This window comes from Streptosporangium sp. NPDC051023, from assembly GCF_040689595.1.
Taxonomy (GTDB): Bacteria; Actinomycetota; Actinomycetes; order Streptosporangiales; family Streptosporangiaceae; genus Streptosporangium.
Map to the genome: position 1 here is coordinate 68495 of NZ_JBFBCE010000024.1, position 16768 is coordinate 85262.

A 16768-nucleotide genomic window follows, 5' to 3' on the forward strand; every position below is an offset into this window, starting at 1 on the left:
GGTGGTTCGCGGGTCACGTGCCCGCCTCGTCACGCATCCGGTAGACGGCGTACTCACCGGAGCGGAACCGGAGGTCGGCGAAGTCGCCGATTCTCGTCTCCGGCCCCCTGCGCCGCTCGTCGACGACGAGCCAGCGCACTCCGTAGCGTTCCCTGAGGCGCTGGAGCGTGGCCGCGGACGGGGTGTCGAAGACCGCCTCGTTCAGCCGGAGCCGTTCCTCGTCCCAGAACGGCAGCTGCATCAGCGGCATGCCGGGGCGCCAGCGGTCGAGGTTCGTCGCCGTGTACGCCCAGCCCTCGACCAGCACCCGCCGCTCGGCCAGCGCGGCCACCCAGAAGTGCCGGCTGTCGCAGGGGTCCTGGTAGCCCAGGATGCAGTGGTCGTTCGTGGCGACCAGGTCGTCCGGATCCGAGTGGTCGCGCAGCCACCGTCCGGCGGCCAGCGCGCCGTATGTGATGCTCGCCTGCCCCGCCGTCGTCGTCGCGGTGGTGAACGGGGCGTTCCCCGCCAGGCGGTCCGCCGTGGACAGGACGCGGGAGTGCAGGTCGGCGGGCAGGCCGATGGCCGCGCACATGACGAGCGTCAGGGCGCAGGCGCGCCGTGCCCCCGTCCTGCGCCACAGCAGCACGGCCACCAGTACGACGACCGCCAGCAACGCGAGGTAGGGCCGGTAGAGAAGGGAGTCGGGCTGGCCCGGCTTCAGGGGGACCCTGACCCCGCACAGAACGGGGATCAGGTAGACGGCGAGCGTCCCCGCGCAGGCGGCGGCCAGGATGGCCCGCAGCGACGTCCGCGCGTTGCGCAGCACGGCGATGATCCCGCAGACCGCGAGGGTCGCCAGATAGGGGTAGGCGCCCCAGAGGAAGAAGAGCTGGCTCCTGGTGGGGTGCCCGAGCAGGAACATGGTGCCGAGTCCCGCGCCCGCCATGCCGAGCATGAGGACCATCTGAGGGCTCAGCAGCAGCCGTGGCCGGGTCAGCAGCCCGAGGATTCCGCCCCAGGTGACGGTCCAGCACAGCACGAACACCAGCGCGAGGCCGAGCACGGAGGCCTGCGGGGGGACGGCCTGCCCGCCGAGGCCGGTCAGTTCGTCCCAGGCGGTGCGCATGTAGGCGAAGGGGGAGACGACCGTGGCCTGGTTGTGGCGGCCGAACAGCACGAACTGCGCGTAGGCGAAGCAGGCCGCGGTCATCGCCAGCGCCGCGAGCACGGGGGCCGGCGGCCTGCGCCGCCTGATCGTCTCGACGACGGCCACGGCGACCAGTCCGGCGCCCAGGAGGGGGAGATAGGTCGCTTTGGCTCCCATCACCGCCGCGAGGAACAGGCCCAGCAGGAGCCAGCGCCCCACGGTCCTGCGCCTGCGCTCCAGGAGGTCGAACAACAGGAGCACGACGGGGGTGAAGATGAGTGAGCCGAAGGTCTGGGTGGGACTCGTCCACGCAAGGTCGGTCACCCCTCCCCAGGTGAACACCCCGTTCGTGCCCAGGTAGAGGCTCGGCGGCGCCACGAAGACCGTGACCGCGGCGACCAGTGCCCCGCCCGCGTGCGAGCCGGTCATCCGCCGCCCCGTCATCGCGACCAGCACGACGATCGCGGCCAGCATCGGCAGCATGGCGAGCCGGAACAGCAGCACCATCGGCTCGATTCCGGTGATCCAGCTCGCCGAGGCCAGGTGGGCGTAGACGAACCAGTGGTAGGCGAGCGGCTCTCCGGCGACCATCGGCACCGTGGGCGGCACATGGTTCCTCAGCTCGCCGGTCAGAGCCAGGTGGAACGGCATGTCGACGAAGGCCCCGCCGAGCCCGGGCCAGGTGAGGGCGTGCGTCCTGAAGAACGAGCCCGCGCTCCACAGGAGCAGGTATCCGAAGATCAGGGCGAGGGCCCAGGACCACCGGAGGGGCGTCCTTTCCCGTGTGGCCGTTCCCCTCAGGTGCGTGCGGAGCGAGGGGACGGTCAGGAAGAGCGCGTAGACGGTGACCGGCCACGCCAGCACCAGCAGCGGCCTGCCCAGGGCGCACGCGGCGATGTAGGCGAAAAGCTCGACGGCGTACCCGGTCGTCAAGCCGAGCGCGATCTCCTCGGCCAGCGTCCGCTTCCCGGCGTACAACGCCCGGACGAGCAGCATGCCGGGAAACGTAAGCCCGACGGCGAGGTAAACGCCGAAAAGGGCCATCTCCGGAACGGAAACGCCGTAGAAAGTCAGCGCGGCGACGGTGAAAACGGCCATGGACGCCGCGGGAAGCCATCTCGAAACGGGCGGGGAGAACAGTCTCCGGCCCGGGGAATGGTTCTCTCCTCCGCCGCCTCCGGGAACGGCAGGCGCATGCTCCGGGGAACTCAGCGTGAAACCGCGAGCGGGAGAGGTCGTGTCCATGGAGCCAAGCCTGCTGGTAGCCCCACCCCCAACCCGCCGATGCCCCGGTCTCCGGCCGTTTCTTGCCGGTCATTTTGCGGGATCGGGGGTGACAGCCCGCATTCGCAGGTCTTCATTATCGAAACCCCCGGAACAAGGTAAATGACGGCCCTTTCGGTTGTTCACCAGTACGATTCACAGGCCAGCGCCGCTGTCACCTCTGACCTCGTGGGACATGCGCGAAAAAAGCCGGGACGACCGGCGGGAACACCACAGTCCTCACTCCGGAGGGAATCTCGGAACCTTTCCCCGCCCTGCCGCGACGACGGCCGGGCCTCACCACCCGACAGGACGCGGCACGACCGGAGCACCATCCCGAAAAGAGGGTGACATGAGAATTCTCCATATCGGATATCGGCTACCTCCAGAACGGGGCGGGAAGGAGCGCTACACCGCGCGCCTCGCCCAGGAGCAGCTTCTCCGCGGCCACCGGGTGGTGATCGCCCATCGGCACGGGCGGGTGCCGGACGGCGTGGAGACACTGCCGTTGACGCCGACCCGGGTGAGCCAGGTCATTTCCAGGAAGTCCGACGTGACCGCCTTCGCCATGGAGTGCGCGCACTCGCTCGCCCGCGCGGGCCGGATCGACGTCGTCAACGTGCACGGCGACCACCGGGAGGCGCTCGCCCTCGGCCCCGCCGCGCGGCGCCTGGGGATCCCCGTCGTCGTCACCGTCCACGGCGCGCTCACCTCGCGCCACCGGCCCATCATGCCGTGGGCCTTCCGCCAGGTGGACGGCTTCATCTCGATCGGCACCCGGCCGACGGACGACCTGCTCCGCGCCGGGGTGCCCGGCAGGCGGATCCGCACGATGTCCAGCGGCCTGGACCTCGGCCATCTGGCCGGTTTCCGGGCCCGGAGCTCCGTCGAACCCGGGCTGGTCGTCAGCGTCGGCTCGCTGGAGAAGGTGAAGAACCACGCCCTGACCATCAGGGCTTTCCGCGAGCTGCGGGCCGTACGGCCGCACGCTCGTCTCGTCATCGTGGGCGAAGGCGCGGAACGCGCCCATCTGCAGCAGCTCGCGGGCCCGGAGTCCGGCATCAGGTTCGCCGGGCAGATCTCCGGCGACGACGTCTACGCGCTGGTGAGCAGGGCCCAGGCCTTCGTGCTCTCCTCACGACGCTTTCCCACCATCGGGGAGGGCATCCCCACCGCCGCCCTGGAGGCCCTCGCCCTGGGAACCCCCGTCATCGTCTCCTCGGACGCCACGCTCGACCCGATCGTCGAGGACCGCGGTGCCTACCGGGTGTTCCGCAGCGAGTCCGCCGAGGAACTGGTGACGCACCTGCGGGCGGTGCTCGACGACGAGACGACCCGCCTTCACCTGGCCGAACGCGGCAGGACGGCCGTTTCCGGGCTCGACTGGCCGCTGGTGGCCGACCGTATCGAGGAGTGGTACGAGAGGTTCATGGCGGGCAGGACGTCCCCCCTTCCCGTGGAGGTGTCATGAAAGGCCCGCACGTCTGCGAGGTGATCAAGTCGCTGGACGTGGGAGGGGCCGAGGTCCTGCTGGTCGAGCGGTTGCTCGCCGCCCCCGCGACCGGCAAGCGCTACACCGTCGTGTGCCAGCAGGCGTCCTCCCAAGAGCTCCCCGACCGGCTGCGGTCGGCCGGTATAGGGGTCGTCGACCTCACCCCCTCCCCGCGGCACCTGCGGTGGGCGCACCTGGTGCGGACTGTCAGGTCGCTCAGGCCCCACGTGCTCAACGTCCACTCCCCCGTTCCCGCGTCCCTGCTGCGGCCCGCCTCCCGCCTGTGGAGCCCCAGGCCCGCCCTGGTCTCGACGGTCCACAGCGTGCGGTACCGCCTGCCGACGATGGCGCTCGACCGGGCGACGGGATGGCTGGACATCCGTACCGTGGCGGTCTCCCCGCAGGTGGCCAGGGCCGCGACGAGCTGGGGCTCACGCGGCCTCGTCACCCGGATCCACGGCGTCAGCGTGACGCGGCAGCGCGGCTGGGCCGCGGAGGCGGAGCGGACGAGACAGGAGTGGAACGTTCCTCCCGATGCCTTCCTCATCGTGCACACCGGCAACTTCCGTCCGCCGAAGAACCACGGCCTGCTCGTCGAGGCCGCGGCGCGGGTCCGCGAGCTGGACGCCCGCGCGGTTTTCCTGCTCGCCGGGTCGGGCCCGCTCAGGGAGCAGGTGACCCGCCAGGTCGCCGAACTGCGGCTGGACAACGTGCGCCTGCTCGGCCACGTGCCCGACGCGGCCCGCCTGATCGCGGCCGCGGACCTCCTCGTGCTCAGCTCCTCGTACGAGGGGCTCCCGGTCGTCGTCATGGAGGCGCTCGCCGCGGGCGTCCCGGTCGTATCCACCTTCGTCGGCGGAGTGCCCGATCTGGTGGAGTCGGAGTGGAACGGCATACTCACCGCACCGGGGGACGCCGAGGCGCTCGCCGCGGCCGTGGCGCGGGCGATGCGTCCCGAGGTCCACGCCCGTCTCTGCCACGGCGCCCGGGACAGCGCGGACCAGGTCGACATCGGGGTGGCCGCGGAGTGGTTCGACCGCCTTTACGATGAGATCTGCCCATAGATGGCAAAAGTGCTTGAACGTGTGCTCCCGCGAATGCGCCCGCCCGGCGGGCGCCATCTGCGCACCTTCACATCGCTGACCACGGCGGGCCTGAGCGAGGCGATCCTGCCCTCGCTCACCCTCATCGCCCTGGTCCGCTCCGCCGGAGCGGAGAGATCAGGACAGGTCATCTTCGCCCAGTCCCTGGCGAGCATCTGGTTCCTGCTGTGTGACCCCCGGCCCGAGGACGCGGCACAGCGGTTCGTCCCGATCGAACAACGGCGCAGCGGTCACGGCTCCGCGCTGTTCCTTCGCCTGCTGCGCTGGGACGTGGTGATCGGCGTCGCCGCGACCTGCGTCGGGCTCCTGGGGACGGCGGCCGCCCGCCCGCTCGGCCTCGCCACGGACGAGTTCGCGCTCATGCTCTGTCTCGCGATCGCCACGCGCGGGGCCATGGCCTCGCACGGCACCGCGGGCGCGGCCTTCGCACTGGCCGACCGGCTTCGCGACCTCGGCCTGATCCGCCTGAGCTGCGCGGTCGTGTCGTCCGGGCTGACGATGGGCGGGCTGTTCGCCGGTGGCCCCCTGGGCTACCTCGCAGGTCAGGCGCTGGGCGCGCTGGTGATGGCGGCGGTGCTGTACGGGCGGGCGACGCGGGTGCTCCTCGCGGCGCTCGGGCCCGCGACGGCGCACGTCCGGTTCCCCGCGGACCTGGCGGGTTTCTCCGTCAAGGCCTCCGTCGGGACCTTCGTCGCCGGAGTCTCAGACTCGGGGATCCTGGCCGTCGCGGCCATGCTCGGCGGCCCGAGCCTGGCGACCATCCTGAAGATCGCCACAGCCCCGGGACGGCTGTATGCGAACCTGGTCATCCCGGTCGCCGCGATGCTCTACCCCCGGCTGGCCCAGGCGGCGGCCGAGGAGGACGGCAGGGTGCTCATCAGGAGGGACCTCGTCCGGGCGACCCTGATGCTCGCGGTGGCCGGCGCGGCCTGCCTCGCGGTGACGCTCCCGGTCGTCAACGACGTCCTGGGGATGATGTACGGGCACCAGTACGCCGAGATCGGGACGGTCGCCGCGCTGATCCTGGCCGCCGAGTGCGTGCGGGGGCTCGTGTGCTGGTCGAACGTTCTTCCCCTCGCCGTCGGCAGGCCGAGCTGGCGGCTCGGCTACCTGACCGCGGAGGGGCTCCTCCTGCTGGGCGCGCTTCTCACCGCGGGCCGGATCGCCTCGGATGCCTTCGGGACCTCGCTCCTCTACGCGTGCGGGGCCCTGACCGTCGCCGTGCTCGGCGTGACCGTGTGGATCACATTGCTGCGCCGGATCGTCAACGAGGGCGGATAGCGGGAGACCACTCCTCCTCCCCCCGCCGTTCCTCCCCCGGTGCCGCCGCCTGTCCTCCCTCGGGAGCCCTGTTCCAGGCGACCGCGGAAAGCAGACTGGTGACCATGATGATCGGCATGCGCTGGCGGAAGATGAGACCGATGTTGGCCATGGTGGTCGCGTAGGCGACCATGCTGGGAACGATGAACAGCAGGAGGGTCCAGAACATGCTGCGGTCGTGATCCCACAGCCTGCGGGCCCCGCGCACGGCGCTGTAGAGAAGGTAGTACCAGACGATCACTTCGATCTTGCCGAGCTGCAGCGTCATGGTCCCCTCCATCCAGGGGAAAGGCGACAGGAGCGTGTAGAGGAGTTTGGGACCGAGCGCGCCCCACGGGCTGCCGCTGTCCTCGAACGTCACCCCCGACTCCTCGCTGGCGACGGCACGGCGGAGATCGTCCGACTGCCCGTACTCGAGCTGCTCCTGCATCGTCCCGATAGGGCCCTCGTCGGCGGCGATCCCGAAAAGGGCGAGAACAGCGCCGAGCACCACGGACAGGACGGCCATGACGCGGAAGGACGGGGCCCGCTTCGAGCCCATGAGGCTGAGGACCAGCGAGGGACCGCACATGAAGACCATGTAGGGGCGGACGTGCCACAGCGCCCACAGAAGAGGACACAGGACGATCAGCTTACGGATGTCGAAACGCCTCATGTTCGAACACGCGAGGCCGAGGCAGGCCACGACGAGGAAGGCGTTGAAGCCGTCCTTGAACATGTCGGACGTGTGCACGAGGAACGCGGGCGTGAACGCGGAAATGACAAGCAGAATGAACGCCGAGCGTTCGTCCGCGCCAAGGAGGCGCGCGAACCTGTACATCACGACGCACAGTCCGCAGGCGAGGAGTGCGACGACCGCCGTGCAGGCCAGCGGGGCCTTTCCCTCGCACAGGTAGATAACGAGCGCGAACAGATTACACGGGACCGCGACGGATTTCAGGGATCCAACCTGCTCGGGGGCGACGAAATAGATGCCCCCCCTTTTCCACTCCTCCGCCATCGCCATTGATATGGATTCGTAGGTGAGGTTGTCACCGCCGTACCAGGCGCTCCCGCTTCGCATGAGCAGGACATGGACGACCAGCCTCGCGGCGAAAGCGGCGAGCAGCACGGGCAGCGCCCGCCGAGCCACATCCACGTCGAAGTTCGCACGGACAAGAAAGATAAGCGCGACCACGGCGGCAGCAACGACAATGTACTCCATGAAAAACCATCTCCAGTCCGCCTTAAAGTCACCTACCGGGGAATGCCTGGCCGTCGAGGACGTCTCCTCCGCCCACCGGCACCACTGCCCAGCTCACAGGGTCGGCGGCAGCGCTGATACGGCGTCACGACACCACCCATCGGGGGCATCCCGTTCCGCACCGATCCCGGCATTTCGCTTCTATCTTCCGTTTCACCACATCCCACCTTGCGGATGCTTCGGCAAGCAGATATACGGAGAAATCATCATCATGGCGACCGAAAGCTCCCACCTTCGCCCCGGAAAAGGTACACGCGCCGGACGGCTAAATCCATAAACAAGCGTGCTGCAGGGGTAATGTTCTCGAAAACCAATGACTCCCTCCCGTTTCAGCCCCCTCCGGCCCCGCCCGCCGCCTATCGCGCCTGGATCACGTACAGGTAGGAGATAGGGAAACATTTCACCACCACCGTTATGGCAACGCCGAACGGGTTGAATCCCCCGCTAGCTTCTCCGACATGTCTCTGATCCATCGTTGAGGAGCACGTGATGCGGGACAGTCGGATTCGTGTCATGGAGATCATCGCCAGGATGAGCGGCGGTGCCGCCAGGCACGTCATCGAGCTACACCAGCTACGAAACTCGGAGGAGTTCGACCACCGCGTTTACACGGGCTACGTCGACGTGGACGAAAGCGACCTCATGCGACTGCGAAACACCGCCGTCCCGGTGCACCGGGTTCCCGGCCTCGGCAGATCGATCAGGCCGACCGACGACTATCGCGCGCTCACCCACCTGATCACGGTCATGCGCGAGTTCCGGCCGCACGTCGTCCACACCCGGACGGCGAAGGCCGGAGCCCTGGGCCGGCTGGCGGCACGCCTGTCCGGTGTAGGCCCGGCGCGGGTGCACACGTTTCACGGCCATCTCCTGTACGGATACTTCTCAGGGCCGAAGCGATACCTCTACGTTCAGGCGGAGCGGTTTCTCGCCTCCATGTCCGACCGCCTCGAAACGGTCGGCTTCCAGGTTCGCGACGACCTGCTGAAAGCCGGGATCGGCCGTCCGGAACAGTACGTCGTCATTCCGCCAGGCATTCAGCTCGATGCCGTCCCCGACCGGGCGACCGCCCGATCCCTGCTGGAGCTTCCGCCCGACGCCCCCGTGGTCGCCTTCGTCGGCCGCCTCACCCGGGTGAAGCGGCTGGATCGGCTCGTCGACACGGCCGACGCGGTGCTGCGGCGGATCCCCGACTGCCACTTCGTCATCTGCGGAGGCGGCGAGCTTCGCGACGAGGTCGAACAGAGCATCGCACCGTTCCGGCACGCCTTCCGCCTCCTCGGCTGGAAAAAGGATGTGGAGACGGTCTACGCCGCCGCCGACGTGGTCCTGCTGACCTCCGACAACGAGGGCACGCCGCTGACGCTCATCGAGGCGGGAATGGCGGGAAAACCAGCCGTCTCCACGCGGGTGGGAAGCGTGGCCGAGGTGGTCAGGCACGGCGAGACCGGCCTGCTGGCCGCGTGCGACGCGGAGGAACTGGCGGAGCAGACCGTGCGGCTGCTGTCGGACCCGGTGCTCGCCCGCCAAATGGGGGAAACCGCCCGCAGGTGGACACACTCCTCGTTCGGCGCGGAACGCTTCGTCACCGACACCGAGGCCCTCTACCGATCACTGAGCGAGGAGCGCCAGGACTCCCGGGCGCGTACCTGACCGACCAAATCTCTTACGGATCCAACAGGGGAAGCACGTGAGCGAAACATCTAAGACCACATACCTGCTGACGGGTGGCAGCGGGTTCGTCGGGTCGCACCTGGCCGACGCCCTGCTCGCCCGCGGCGACTCCGTCGTGGTCCTGGACAACCTGTCGACCGGCAGGCTCGTCAATCTCAGCCCCCACCCCGAACTGCGTTTCGTACAGGGGTCGGTGCTGGACGAGCTCATGGTCGACGAGCTGATCCATCAGTGCGACGTGGTCGTCCACCTCGCAGCGGCGGTCGGCGTCAAGCTGATCGTCGAACAGCCGCTGCGCTGCCTGACGACCAACATCCGCGGTTCGGAGATCGTCATCGAGGCCGCGCACCGGTACCGGAAAAAACTCATGATCACCAGCACGAGCGAGATCTACGGCAAGAACTCCTCCGGCCCGCTGCGGGAGGACGCCGACCGCATCCTCGGCAGCCCCGCCGTGGTGAGATGGGCCTACAGCACCGCCAAGGCCGTCGACGAGATCCTCGCCAACGCCTACCACAAGGAACGCGGCCTGCCCACGATCGTCGTGAGGCTGTTCAACACCGTCGGCCCCCGGCAGAGCCCGGCCTACGGCATGGTCATCCCGCGCCTGGTCGAGCAGGCCCTGCGCGGTGTACCTCTGACGGTGTTCGGCGACGGCACCCAGACCCGCTGTTTCGCCCACGTCGCGGACGTCACCGACGCGCTGCTGCGGCTCCTCGACCACGAGGCCGCGATCGGCCAGACCTTCAACATCGGCTCGCCGGACGAGGTGAGCATCCTGGAGCTCGCCAAGTCGGTCATCGAACTCACCGGATCGACCGCGGGAGTCGACCTCATCCCGTACGCGGAGGCCTACGTGGCGGGGTTCGAGGACATGACCCGCAGGGTTCCCGACACCACGAAGCTCCGCATGCTCACCGGGTGGGAGCCCCGCAGGACGCTCGACGACATCCTCGTGGAGACCATCGCCCACGCCCGGCGCGAGACGGCCGCCGTGAAGGACCCGGCGAACGTGTGACCGGAAGGCCGCAAGACGCCCCATCCGGGACGCCGTCGCCCCGAGCCGCGGGCCGCGGCGTCCTGCCCGGCCCGCCTCCCCCCGGAGACCTCTGAGAACGCGCGTGCCGGACAGCCGGAAAGGCCCGGAAGGGCGCGCTGATCATGTACGTGACTGCCAAGCTACCGAGAGGTGACTGTGAAGATCGTTGTGACCGGTGGGGCTGGGTTTATCGGCGCGAACCTGTGCGAGGAACTGTCCCGGCGCCCCGATGTCTCCCAGATCCTCGTCCTTGACGACCTGAGCTCCGGCTCCCTGGCGAACCTGAGGAACACCAGGGCCGACTTCGTCCACGGCAACATTCTGGACCGCTCCCTGCTGAAGGAGGTGATGAGCGGCGCGGACGCGGCCGTGCACCTGGCCGCCCGCCCGTCCGTGGCGATGTCGGTCGACGATCCCGAAGGATCGCACGAGGTGAACGCGACGGGCACCCTGCGGGTGCTGGAGGCCTGCCGCGCCGAGGGCGCGTACGCCGTCGTCGCCTCCTCGTGCGCCGTCTACGGTGACAGCGCGGAGAACCCGAAACACGAGGACCTCCCGACCAGGCCGCTGAGCCCGTACGGCGCGAGCAAGCTGGCCACGGAGGCGTACACCCTGTCCTACGCGGCCAGCTTCGGCATGCGCGCCCTGGCCCTGCGGTTCTTCAACGTGTACGGCCCCTTCCAGCCCGCCGACCACGCGTACGCCGCGGTCGTCCCCGCCTTCGTCGACGCCGCGCTCCGGGGCGACCCCCTGCGCGTCCACGGCGACGGCCTGCAGACCAGGGACTTCACGTTCGCCGAGACGGTGGTCGCGGTGCTCGTCGACGCCGTCATGCGTGAGGTGACCAGCGAGACCCCCGTCAACGTCGCCCACGGCATCCAGGTGTCGCTGCTCGAACTGGCACGGGAGCTCAGCGGGGTGCTGGGACGGCCTCTCGAAATCCGCCACGAGCCACCGCGAAAGGGCGACATCCGGGACTCGCGGGCGTCCTGCGACCGGCTGCGCCTGCTGTTTCCCGACATCGTCCCGGTCTCCCTGGAGCTCGGGCTCAGGCGCACAGTCGACTGGTTCGAGCAGACGGTGACGACGAACGTCCGGAGATCACAGTGATCTCCGGAGGGTCTCTCGCCGTCGCCGCGTCAACGGGTGCGGCGGCGTTCGTCCTCGTGGCCATGTTCACCGAGCTGACCCGGCGGTTCGCGCTGCGCCTCAAGATCGTCGACCGCCCGGCGGCGAGCAGGCCGCATCGCCGCCCGACGCCCTATCTCGGAGGCATCGCCATCGTGGGGGGAACGCTCCTGCCCGCGGCGACGCTGATCCGGGACTGGAACCTCCAGATCGTCATGATCATGATGAGCGGCGTGCTCGTCTCCCTGCTCGGGGTGATCGACGACTGCAGGCCGCTGAGACCCGTGTGGCGGCTCGCCGTCGAAACGGTCGCCGCGGCCCTGGTCGTGGCCTCCGGAGTGCGCGTCGAGTTCTTCAGCGGCGTCGAGTTCTTCGGCAACTGGATCGACACGGTGGGCACGCTGATCTGGATCGTGTTCGTCACCAACTCGTTCAACATGATCGACAACACCGACGGCGTCCTCGGAACCATCAGCGCCGCCAGCGCGGGCATACTGGCCGTCACCGCGCTCATCGCGGGCCAGCAGGCCGTCGCGCTGCTCCTGCTGTCCATGGCGTTCGGCTGTCTCGGCTTCGTCGCCCACAACTGGAACCCCGCCCGGATCTTCATGGGTGACGCGGGCTCGCTGTTCATCGGTTTCACCCTGGCCACGTGCGCGGTCACGGTCTTCGGGCAGGTGGAGCCGGTCAAGGCCGTACCGGGGCTCCTGCTGTTCACCTTCATCCCGGCGCTCGACACCTGTCTGGCGATCGTCGCCCGTCAGCGGGCGAGACGCCCCTGGCTGATCGCGAGTCCCGACCACCTGGCGCATCGCTGTGTCGCCGCCGGTTTCACCCCGCGTCAGATCGCGCTGGTCATGAGCGGCGCGACCACGGCGACGAGCCTGCTCGGAATGCACGTCCTGCTCGGCTGGGTGCCGGGAACCGTCTCGCTCGCGGGGCTCGCCTGCGCCGGTGTGGCGCTCGTGACGTTCCTGGTGAGAGCGCCGGGCCGGTATCCCGCTCCCACCCCCCGCGTGCGCCGTACGAAAAGCACGGCCATGGCCTCTTCCGAAGGAAGGCACTGAATACGGTGGATCTGCTCTATTACATACGGCTCATGCGCAGGAACTGGCTGCTCATCCTCCTGTCGCTGGCCCTGGGCGTGGCCGCGGCGTTCACCGTGACGGCGAACACGCCACCCAAGTACGTCGCGACGATCTCCATGCTGGTCTCCGGTTACGACAAGGAGGGCAGTCTCTCCACGGCCTACCAGGCGGGGATGCTGTCGCAGCAGAGGGTGCAGTCCTACGCCACCCTGCTGTCGAGCCGCCGGGTGGTCAGTCAGATCGCCTCGGGTGAGGAGGTGGCGCGAATCCAGGCGAACATCACGGTCGAGGCCGTTCCCTCGACCGTTCTGCTGCGTGCCACGGTCTCCGACACCGATCCGGCGCGCGCCGCGCGAACGGCCAACGCGCTGGGCGAGGCGTTCTCCCGGATGATCAACGAGATCGAGCGCCCGACACCGAACAGCCGCCCGACCGTCAAGGTCACGATGGTCGACCAGGCGGACGTCCCCACCGTCCCGATCAGCCCGAGGCCGACGGTCAACCTGGCGATCGCCATCGCGATCGCGCTGTTCGTCGGCATCGGCTCACTCGTCCTGCGCGACCGCCTGGACACGACCATCAAGTCCAGCGAGACATTGCAGCAGGCGTCGAAGAGCTCGGTCCTCGGGATCATCGACTACGAGCGGGACGCGCGGCGTCATCCCCTGATCGTCAGAAAGGAGGGCCGCTCCTCTCGCTCGGAGGCGTTCCGCTCGCTCCGCACGAACCTGCAGTTCATCGGCATCGACCGGCAGCCGAAGTCGCTCGTGGTCACCAGCTGCCTGCCGGGCGAGGGCAAGTCCTCGACCTCGGCCAACCTGGCGATCACGCTGGCGCAGGCCGGCTGGCGGGTGATCCTGGTGGACGGCGACCTACGCCGCCCAAGCATCCCTGGCTACCTCGGGATAGAGGGGGCGGTCGGGCTGACGGACGTGCTGATCGACAAGGCACGGCTGGAGGAGGCCGTCCAGACCTGGAGCGAGCCGAACCTGTCGGTCCTGCCCAGCGGCAGGATCCCGCCGAACCCGAGCGAGCTGCTGGCATCGCGGGGCATGCGCCAGATGCTCGCCACGCTGAGCGAGACGTACGACATGGTGATCATCGACGCGCCGCCGCTGCTGCCCGTCACCGACGCCGCGACGCTCGCGGCGATATCCGACGGCACGCTGCTGGTCGCGCGATACGGCAAGACCCGGCGGGAGCACCTCGCGCGCGCCGTCGACGCGCTGTCCTCGATCAACGCCCGCGTGGTGGGAAGCGTGCTGAACTTCACCCCGGCCAGGAGCAACCGGCACTACGGCTACGGGTACGACCCCAAGGTCAAGACACTGACGAGCGTGTGAGCAGCCGGAGCGGGACGGCCAGCGAAAGCGCGATCATCCGTCCCGCCGCCCGGTGCGCCCGCCGGGAGCGCCCATAGGGGTCGGGGACATCGGGCCGGTCGACCCGGACCAGCCCGCGCAGCGACCGTGCCTCGGCGACCAACGCGCGGGCCCGCAGCACAGGGTCGTCATGCCCGGTGACCGCCTCCTCCGACACGGCCTGGGCGAGCGTGCCGAACTCGGCGATGGTGAAGGCCCGCGTCGCGGCGGGCAGGTGCCCGGCCACCGACTCCGCGCGGTGCCTGGCGGTCGCGGTCAGCACGAGATCGGCGGCGGCGACCAGTTCCCCGGTCAGCGGCCGGGAGACGAAGCCCTCCGGGTCACCGCCGAGGCGGACCAGGACCTGGCGCGCCCGCTCGGCCATCCGCATTCCCGGCTCGGCGTGGGTGCCCGCGCTGGTCACCCCGAACTCCGGACACCCCTCGAGCGCGCGCCTGGCCAGCCGTTCCGCCAGCGGAGAGCGGCAGATGTTGCCGGTGCACACGAACAGGATGTGGAAACCGGCGTCTTCCCGTGGTGTCGGCACCGCTCGTACATCCCTCCGGCGTCGTGGATCCCGGCCTTCGCATCCTGGCGGCGCGATCCTCGGTGGTGCGGTCCTCGGCGGCGCGGGTGCCCATCCCTCGCTGAGCGCGACGGTAGACCTCCCGGTACGGCCACCCGCCCCCGGCACGTCGGATTTTGCGCTTTCCTGGCCGGTGCCGTCAGGGAGCTTCGCCCGCGACCGGGCAGCCCGCCGGGTCCTGGACGACCTCGGTGTGCTGGGGACGGACCAGCGGCTGCACCGGGGTCACCGGCGGCACGGCGGAGGCGGGTTCCAGCAGGTCGAGTTCAAGCGTCCTGGACTGCCGGGGCCCCAGCTCCAGCAGCGTGGAGTAGACGGGGTGGGAACGCTCGACCTCGCTGATGAGCCGCACACGGTCACCGTCGAGCCGCGCGGCGCGAAGCTTCGTCCCGGCCCCGGCGTACAACGAGACCCACAGCAGGTTGGACCCGGCGGCGTGCACGCGTTTCGGGGAGTCGAGACGGTTGGTGACGTAGACGGGCAACTCACCCTGCGGCACGTCGTTGACGAGCTTGACCCGCACCTTCGCCGGCCGCAGGCCCCCCTGGCACGGGCCCAGCTCGTAGTGGACAGAGCGGTCCAGATAGTAGTCGAGCTTGCCACCCGCCGAGTTGTTGACCACCAGCCCGGCGAACGGCCCGGGGCGCTGCGGCAGCACGCCACCGAGCGGGGTCTCGGACAGCATCCGCTGCTCGGCCTCCCTGCGGCTCCAGACCTGGATCCTCCGCTCGCTCACCATGCGGGACAGCACCGTGAACAGCCTGTTCGGTCCCACGGAGGACTCGGTCAGCGCGTCGCCGACCGTGCCCGCGACCTCGACGAGGAACCGCTTGCGTTCCCTGGGGTCCGGATAGCGGGCATAGGCCTCGCGCTCGGTGAGATCGACGACGTTCTGCGCGGTCAGCGTCTCCCCACTGGGAAGGACGACCGGCCCGATCAGCTCCAGCAGGTAGGAAAGACCGACCGGGTCGGTGGCGACGGCGCCGTCGAGACGCCGCTTGTTCTGCCGCTCCCACAGCTCGGCCCAGGTGCCTGCGGCGTACGGGAAATGCGGGGAGAGGTTGGAAACGGACAGCATCCTGGTGGCGTCCCGCCCGTAGCGGGCGCGGTAGTCGAGGCCGTAGTCGGCGACGGGGGTGGTGCTCTCACCGAGGCCGGTGTTCGCGGAAAGACCGCCGATGCCGATCTCGCCGTGCTCCGCCTCCAGGACGCCGAACGCGCCGACCAGACCTCCGGTGCCCCGCGCCTCGGCGTTGGTCTGGAAGGCCAGAAAGTAGCGGCGCGATCCTTCGTGCCCCAGCATCGGGGGCAGCAGGGCGGCGGCGGTCGCCGCGTCACCCAGCCAGCCGCGCAACCGGTCGACCTCGCCGAGCGCGGTCGCGCGCGCCTGGTCCAGCAGGTCTATCCCGGTCCGCGCCGGGGTGGCCGCCAGGCGGGTATCCACTCCGGCGAGCCGGGTCGCGGCGGCCTCGAGAACCGGTGCCGCCGCGTCGAGGGCGGCCAGCGTCTGCCGCATGTCCCCCAGCGAGCGTGCTCTCGCCGCCACGAGCGCGGCCCCTGCCTCCTGGACGCCGGTCAGCACGTCGGTCAGCTCCGCGGCGGTCTCGGCGAGCCCGCGCACGGTGGTCGCGCCCTTCCCCACCAGAGGGGCCTGCGCGATCATCGCCCAGTCCAGGCCACTGGTCAGCCGCCGTGCCTCGGCCGCGGGCCGCCGCGCCTGCGCGAGCGCCCCGGCCATGGAGCCGAGGTCGCCCGCGTCAGCCAGCATGCGCAGCCTGAGCAGCGCGTTTCTGGTCTCCTCGAGCCGGTCCCGCACGCTCAGGCCCAGGTAGGCCGACCAGCTCCCGGCCAGCGCGAGCGCGAAGGCCGGGATCAGCAGACCCGCCGCGACGACTCGTCGCCTCTTCCTACTCGGCACTGGAGGAGTGGCGACCGGAAAGCTTCCTCAGATGTTCTGCGAACTGGTCGGAGAGCTCGTGGTCGGCGAAGCGGTGGCCGGTGAACCTACGGTCGGTGAAACCCTGGTAGCCGGACCAGTGGTTGCCGGACTCGCGGCTCTCCGGCGTCACGACGCGGAGCCTTCCCTGCTCCTGGACCGCCATCCCACCGCCACCGCCACCGCCGCCGCCACCGCCACCACGGCCGCCGCCGCCACCGCCACCGCCACGGCCGCCGCCACCACCGCCACCACCGCCGCCGTGACCACCGTGACCACCGTGACCACCGCCGCCGCCGTGACCACCGTGACCGCCGCCGCCGCCCGGGCGGGGATGTGGCGGGCGTGGTGGGTAGGGCGGTGGCTTCATGTGCGTGATGGACGCCGCAGTGGACGCGCAGGTCTC

14 protein-coding genes are annotated in these 16768 nt (G+C 69.8%); 8 read left to right on the forward strand and 6 right to left on the reverse strand.

All coding sequences use genetic code 11. From position 1 onward, the window contains the following. Window positions 1-13: 13 nt before the first annotated feature. On the reverse strand, window positions 14-2227 hold the full coding sequence (locus tag AB0395_RS17985) for a hypothetical protein (protein WP_366281835.1): 2214 nt from the start codon (window positions 2225-2227) through the stop codon (window positions 14-16). Window positions 2228-2744: 517 nt separating this feature from the next. Between AB0395_RS17985 and AB0395_RS17990 the strand changes: the two genes are divergently transcribed. The 3 genes from AB0395_RS17990 to AB0395_RS18000 are packed head-to-tail and all read left to right on the forward strand — an operon-like array spanning window position 2745 to window position 6268. Continuing rightward, complete coding sequence (locus AB0395_RS17990) at window positions 2745-3863, forward strand: glycosyltransferase family 4 protein (RefSeq protein WP_366281837.1); 1119 nt, start codon at window positions 2745-2747, stop codon at window positions 3861-3863. Next, entirely contained in the window at window positions 3860-4948 is a 1089-nt protein-coding gene (locus AB0395_RS17995; protein ID WP_366281839.1) for a glycosyltransferase, read from the forward strand. The genes AB0395_RS17990 and AB0395_RS17995 overlap by 4 nt, the downstream gene beginning before the upstream one ends. A gap of 9 nt (window positions 4949-4957) precedes the next feature. Further along, window positions 4958-6268, forward strand: a complete 1311-nt coding sequence (locus tag AB0395_RS18000) for a hypothetical protein (RefSeq protein WP_366281841.1) — start codon at window positions 4958-4960, stop codon at window positions 6266-6268. On the opposite strand, the gene AB0395_RS18005 is transcribed toward AB0395_RS18000, so the two are convergent. After that, the gene (locus AB0395_RS18005; RefSeq protein WP_366281842.1) at window positions 6252-7511 is read right to left on the reverse strand and encodes a hypothetical protein; all 1260 of its coding nucleotides are present in this window, start codon (window positions 7509-7511) and stop codon (window positions 6252-6254) included. The genes AB0395_RS18000 and AB0395_RS18005 overlap by 17 nt on opposite strands. Before the next feature lie 528 nt (window positions 7512-8039). Here AB0395_RS18005 and AB0395_RS18010 point away from each other — a divergent pair. The 5 genes from AB0395_RS18010 (at window position 8040) to AB0395_RS18030 (ending at window position 13822) form a co-directional block, all read left to right on the forward strand. Next, window positions 8040-9203 (forward strand): glycosyltransferase, encoded by a 1164-nt coding sequence (locus AB0395_RS18010; RefSeq protein ID WP_366281844.1) that lies wholly within the window; start codon window positions 8040-8042, stop codon window positions 9201-9203. 37 nt (window positions 9204-9240) lie between these two features. After that, entirely contained in the window at window positions 9241-10242 is a 1002-nt protein-coding gene (locus AB0395_RS18015) for an NAD-dependent epimerase/dehydratase family protein (RefSeq protein WP_366281845.1), read from the forward strand. 177 nt (window positions 10243-10419) lie between these two features. Further along, a complete protein-coding gene (locus AB0395_RS18020) occupies window positions 10420-11373 on the forward strand; it encodes an NAD-dependent epimerase/dehydratase family protein (protein WP_366281847.1) in 954 nt (317 codons plus the stop codon). Then, window positions 11370-12458, forward strand: coding sequence for an MraY family glycosyltransferase (locus tag AB0395_RS18025; RefSeq protein WP_366281848.1), 1089 nt, complete (start codon window positions 11370-11372; stop codon window positions 12456-12458). The genes AB0395_RS18020 and AB0395_RS18025 overlap by 4 nt, the downstream gene beginning before the upstream one ends. A gap of 5 nt (window positions 12459-12463) precedes the next feature. Next, window positions 12464-13822 (forward strand): polysaccharide biosynthesis tyrosine autokinase, encoded by a 1359-nt coding sequence (locus tag AB0395_RS18030; RefSeq protein ID WP_366281849.1) that lies wholly within the window; start codon window positions 12464-12466, stop codon window positions 13820-13822. Here AB0395_RS18030 and AB0395_RS18035 read toward each other — a convergent pair. The 4 genes from AB0395_RS18035 to AB0395_RS18050 form a co-directional block, all read right to left on the reverse strand. Beyond that, on the reverse strand, window positions 13800-14387 hold the full coding sequence (locus AB0395_RS18035) for a hypothetical protein (RefSeq protein WP_366281851.1): 588 nt from the start codon (window positions 14385-14387) through the stop codon (window positions 13800-13802). The two genes, AB0395_RS18030 and AB0395_RS18035, sit on opposite strands and share 23 nt — an antisense overlap. Window positions 14388-14565: 178 nt before the next feature. Further along, window positions 14566-16344, reverse strand: a complete 1779-nt coding sequence (locus AB0395_RS18040; RefSeq protein WP_366281853.1) for a DUF4012 domain-containing protein — start codon at window positions 16342-16344, stop codon at window positions 14566-14568. Further along, on the reverse strand, window positions 16334-16495 hold the full coding sequence (locus tag AB0395_RS18045) for a hypothetical protein (protein WP_366281854.1): 162 nt from the start codon (window positions 16493-16495) through the stop codon (window positions 16334-16336). The genes AB0395_RS18040 and AB0395_RS18045 overlap by 11 nt, the downstream gene beginning before the upstream one ends. Then, window positions 16492-16668 (reverse strand): hypothetical protein, encoded by a 177-nt coding sequence (locus tag AB0395_RS18050; protein ID WP_366281856.1) that lies wholly within the window; start codon window positions 16666-16668, stop codon window positions 16492-16494. The genes AB0395_RS18045 and AB0395_RS18050 overlap by 4 nt, the downstream gene beginning before the upstream one ends. Between the last annotated feature and the right edge of the window lie 100 nt (window positions 16669-16768).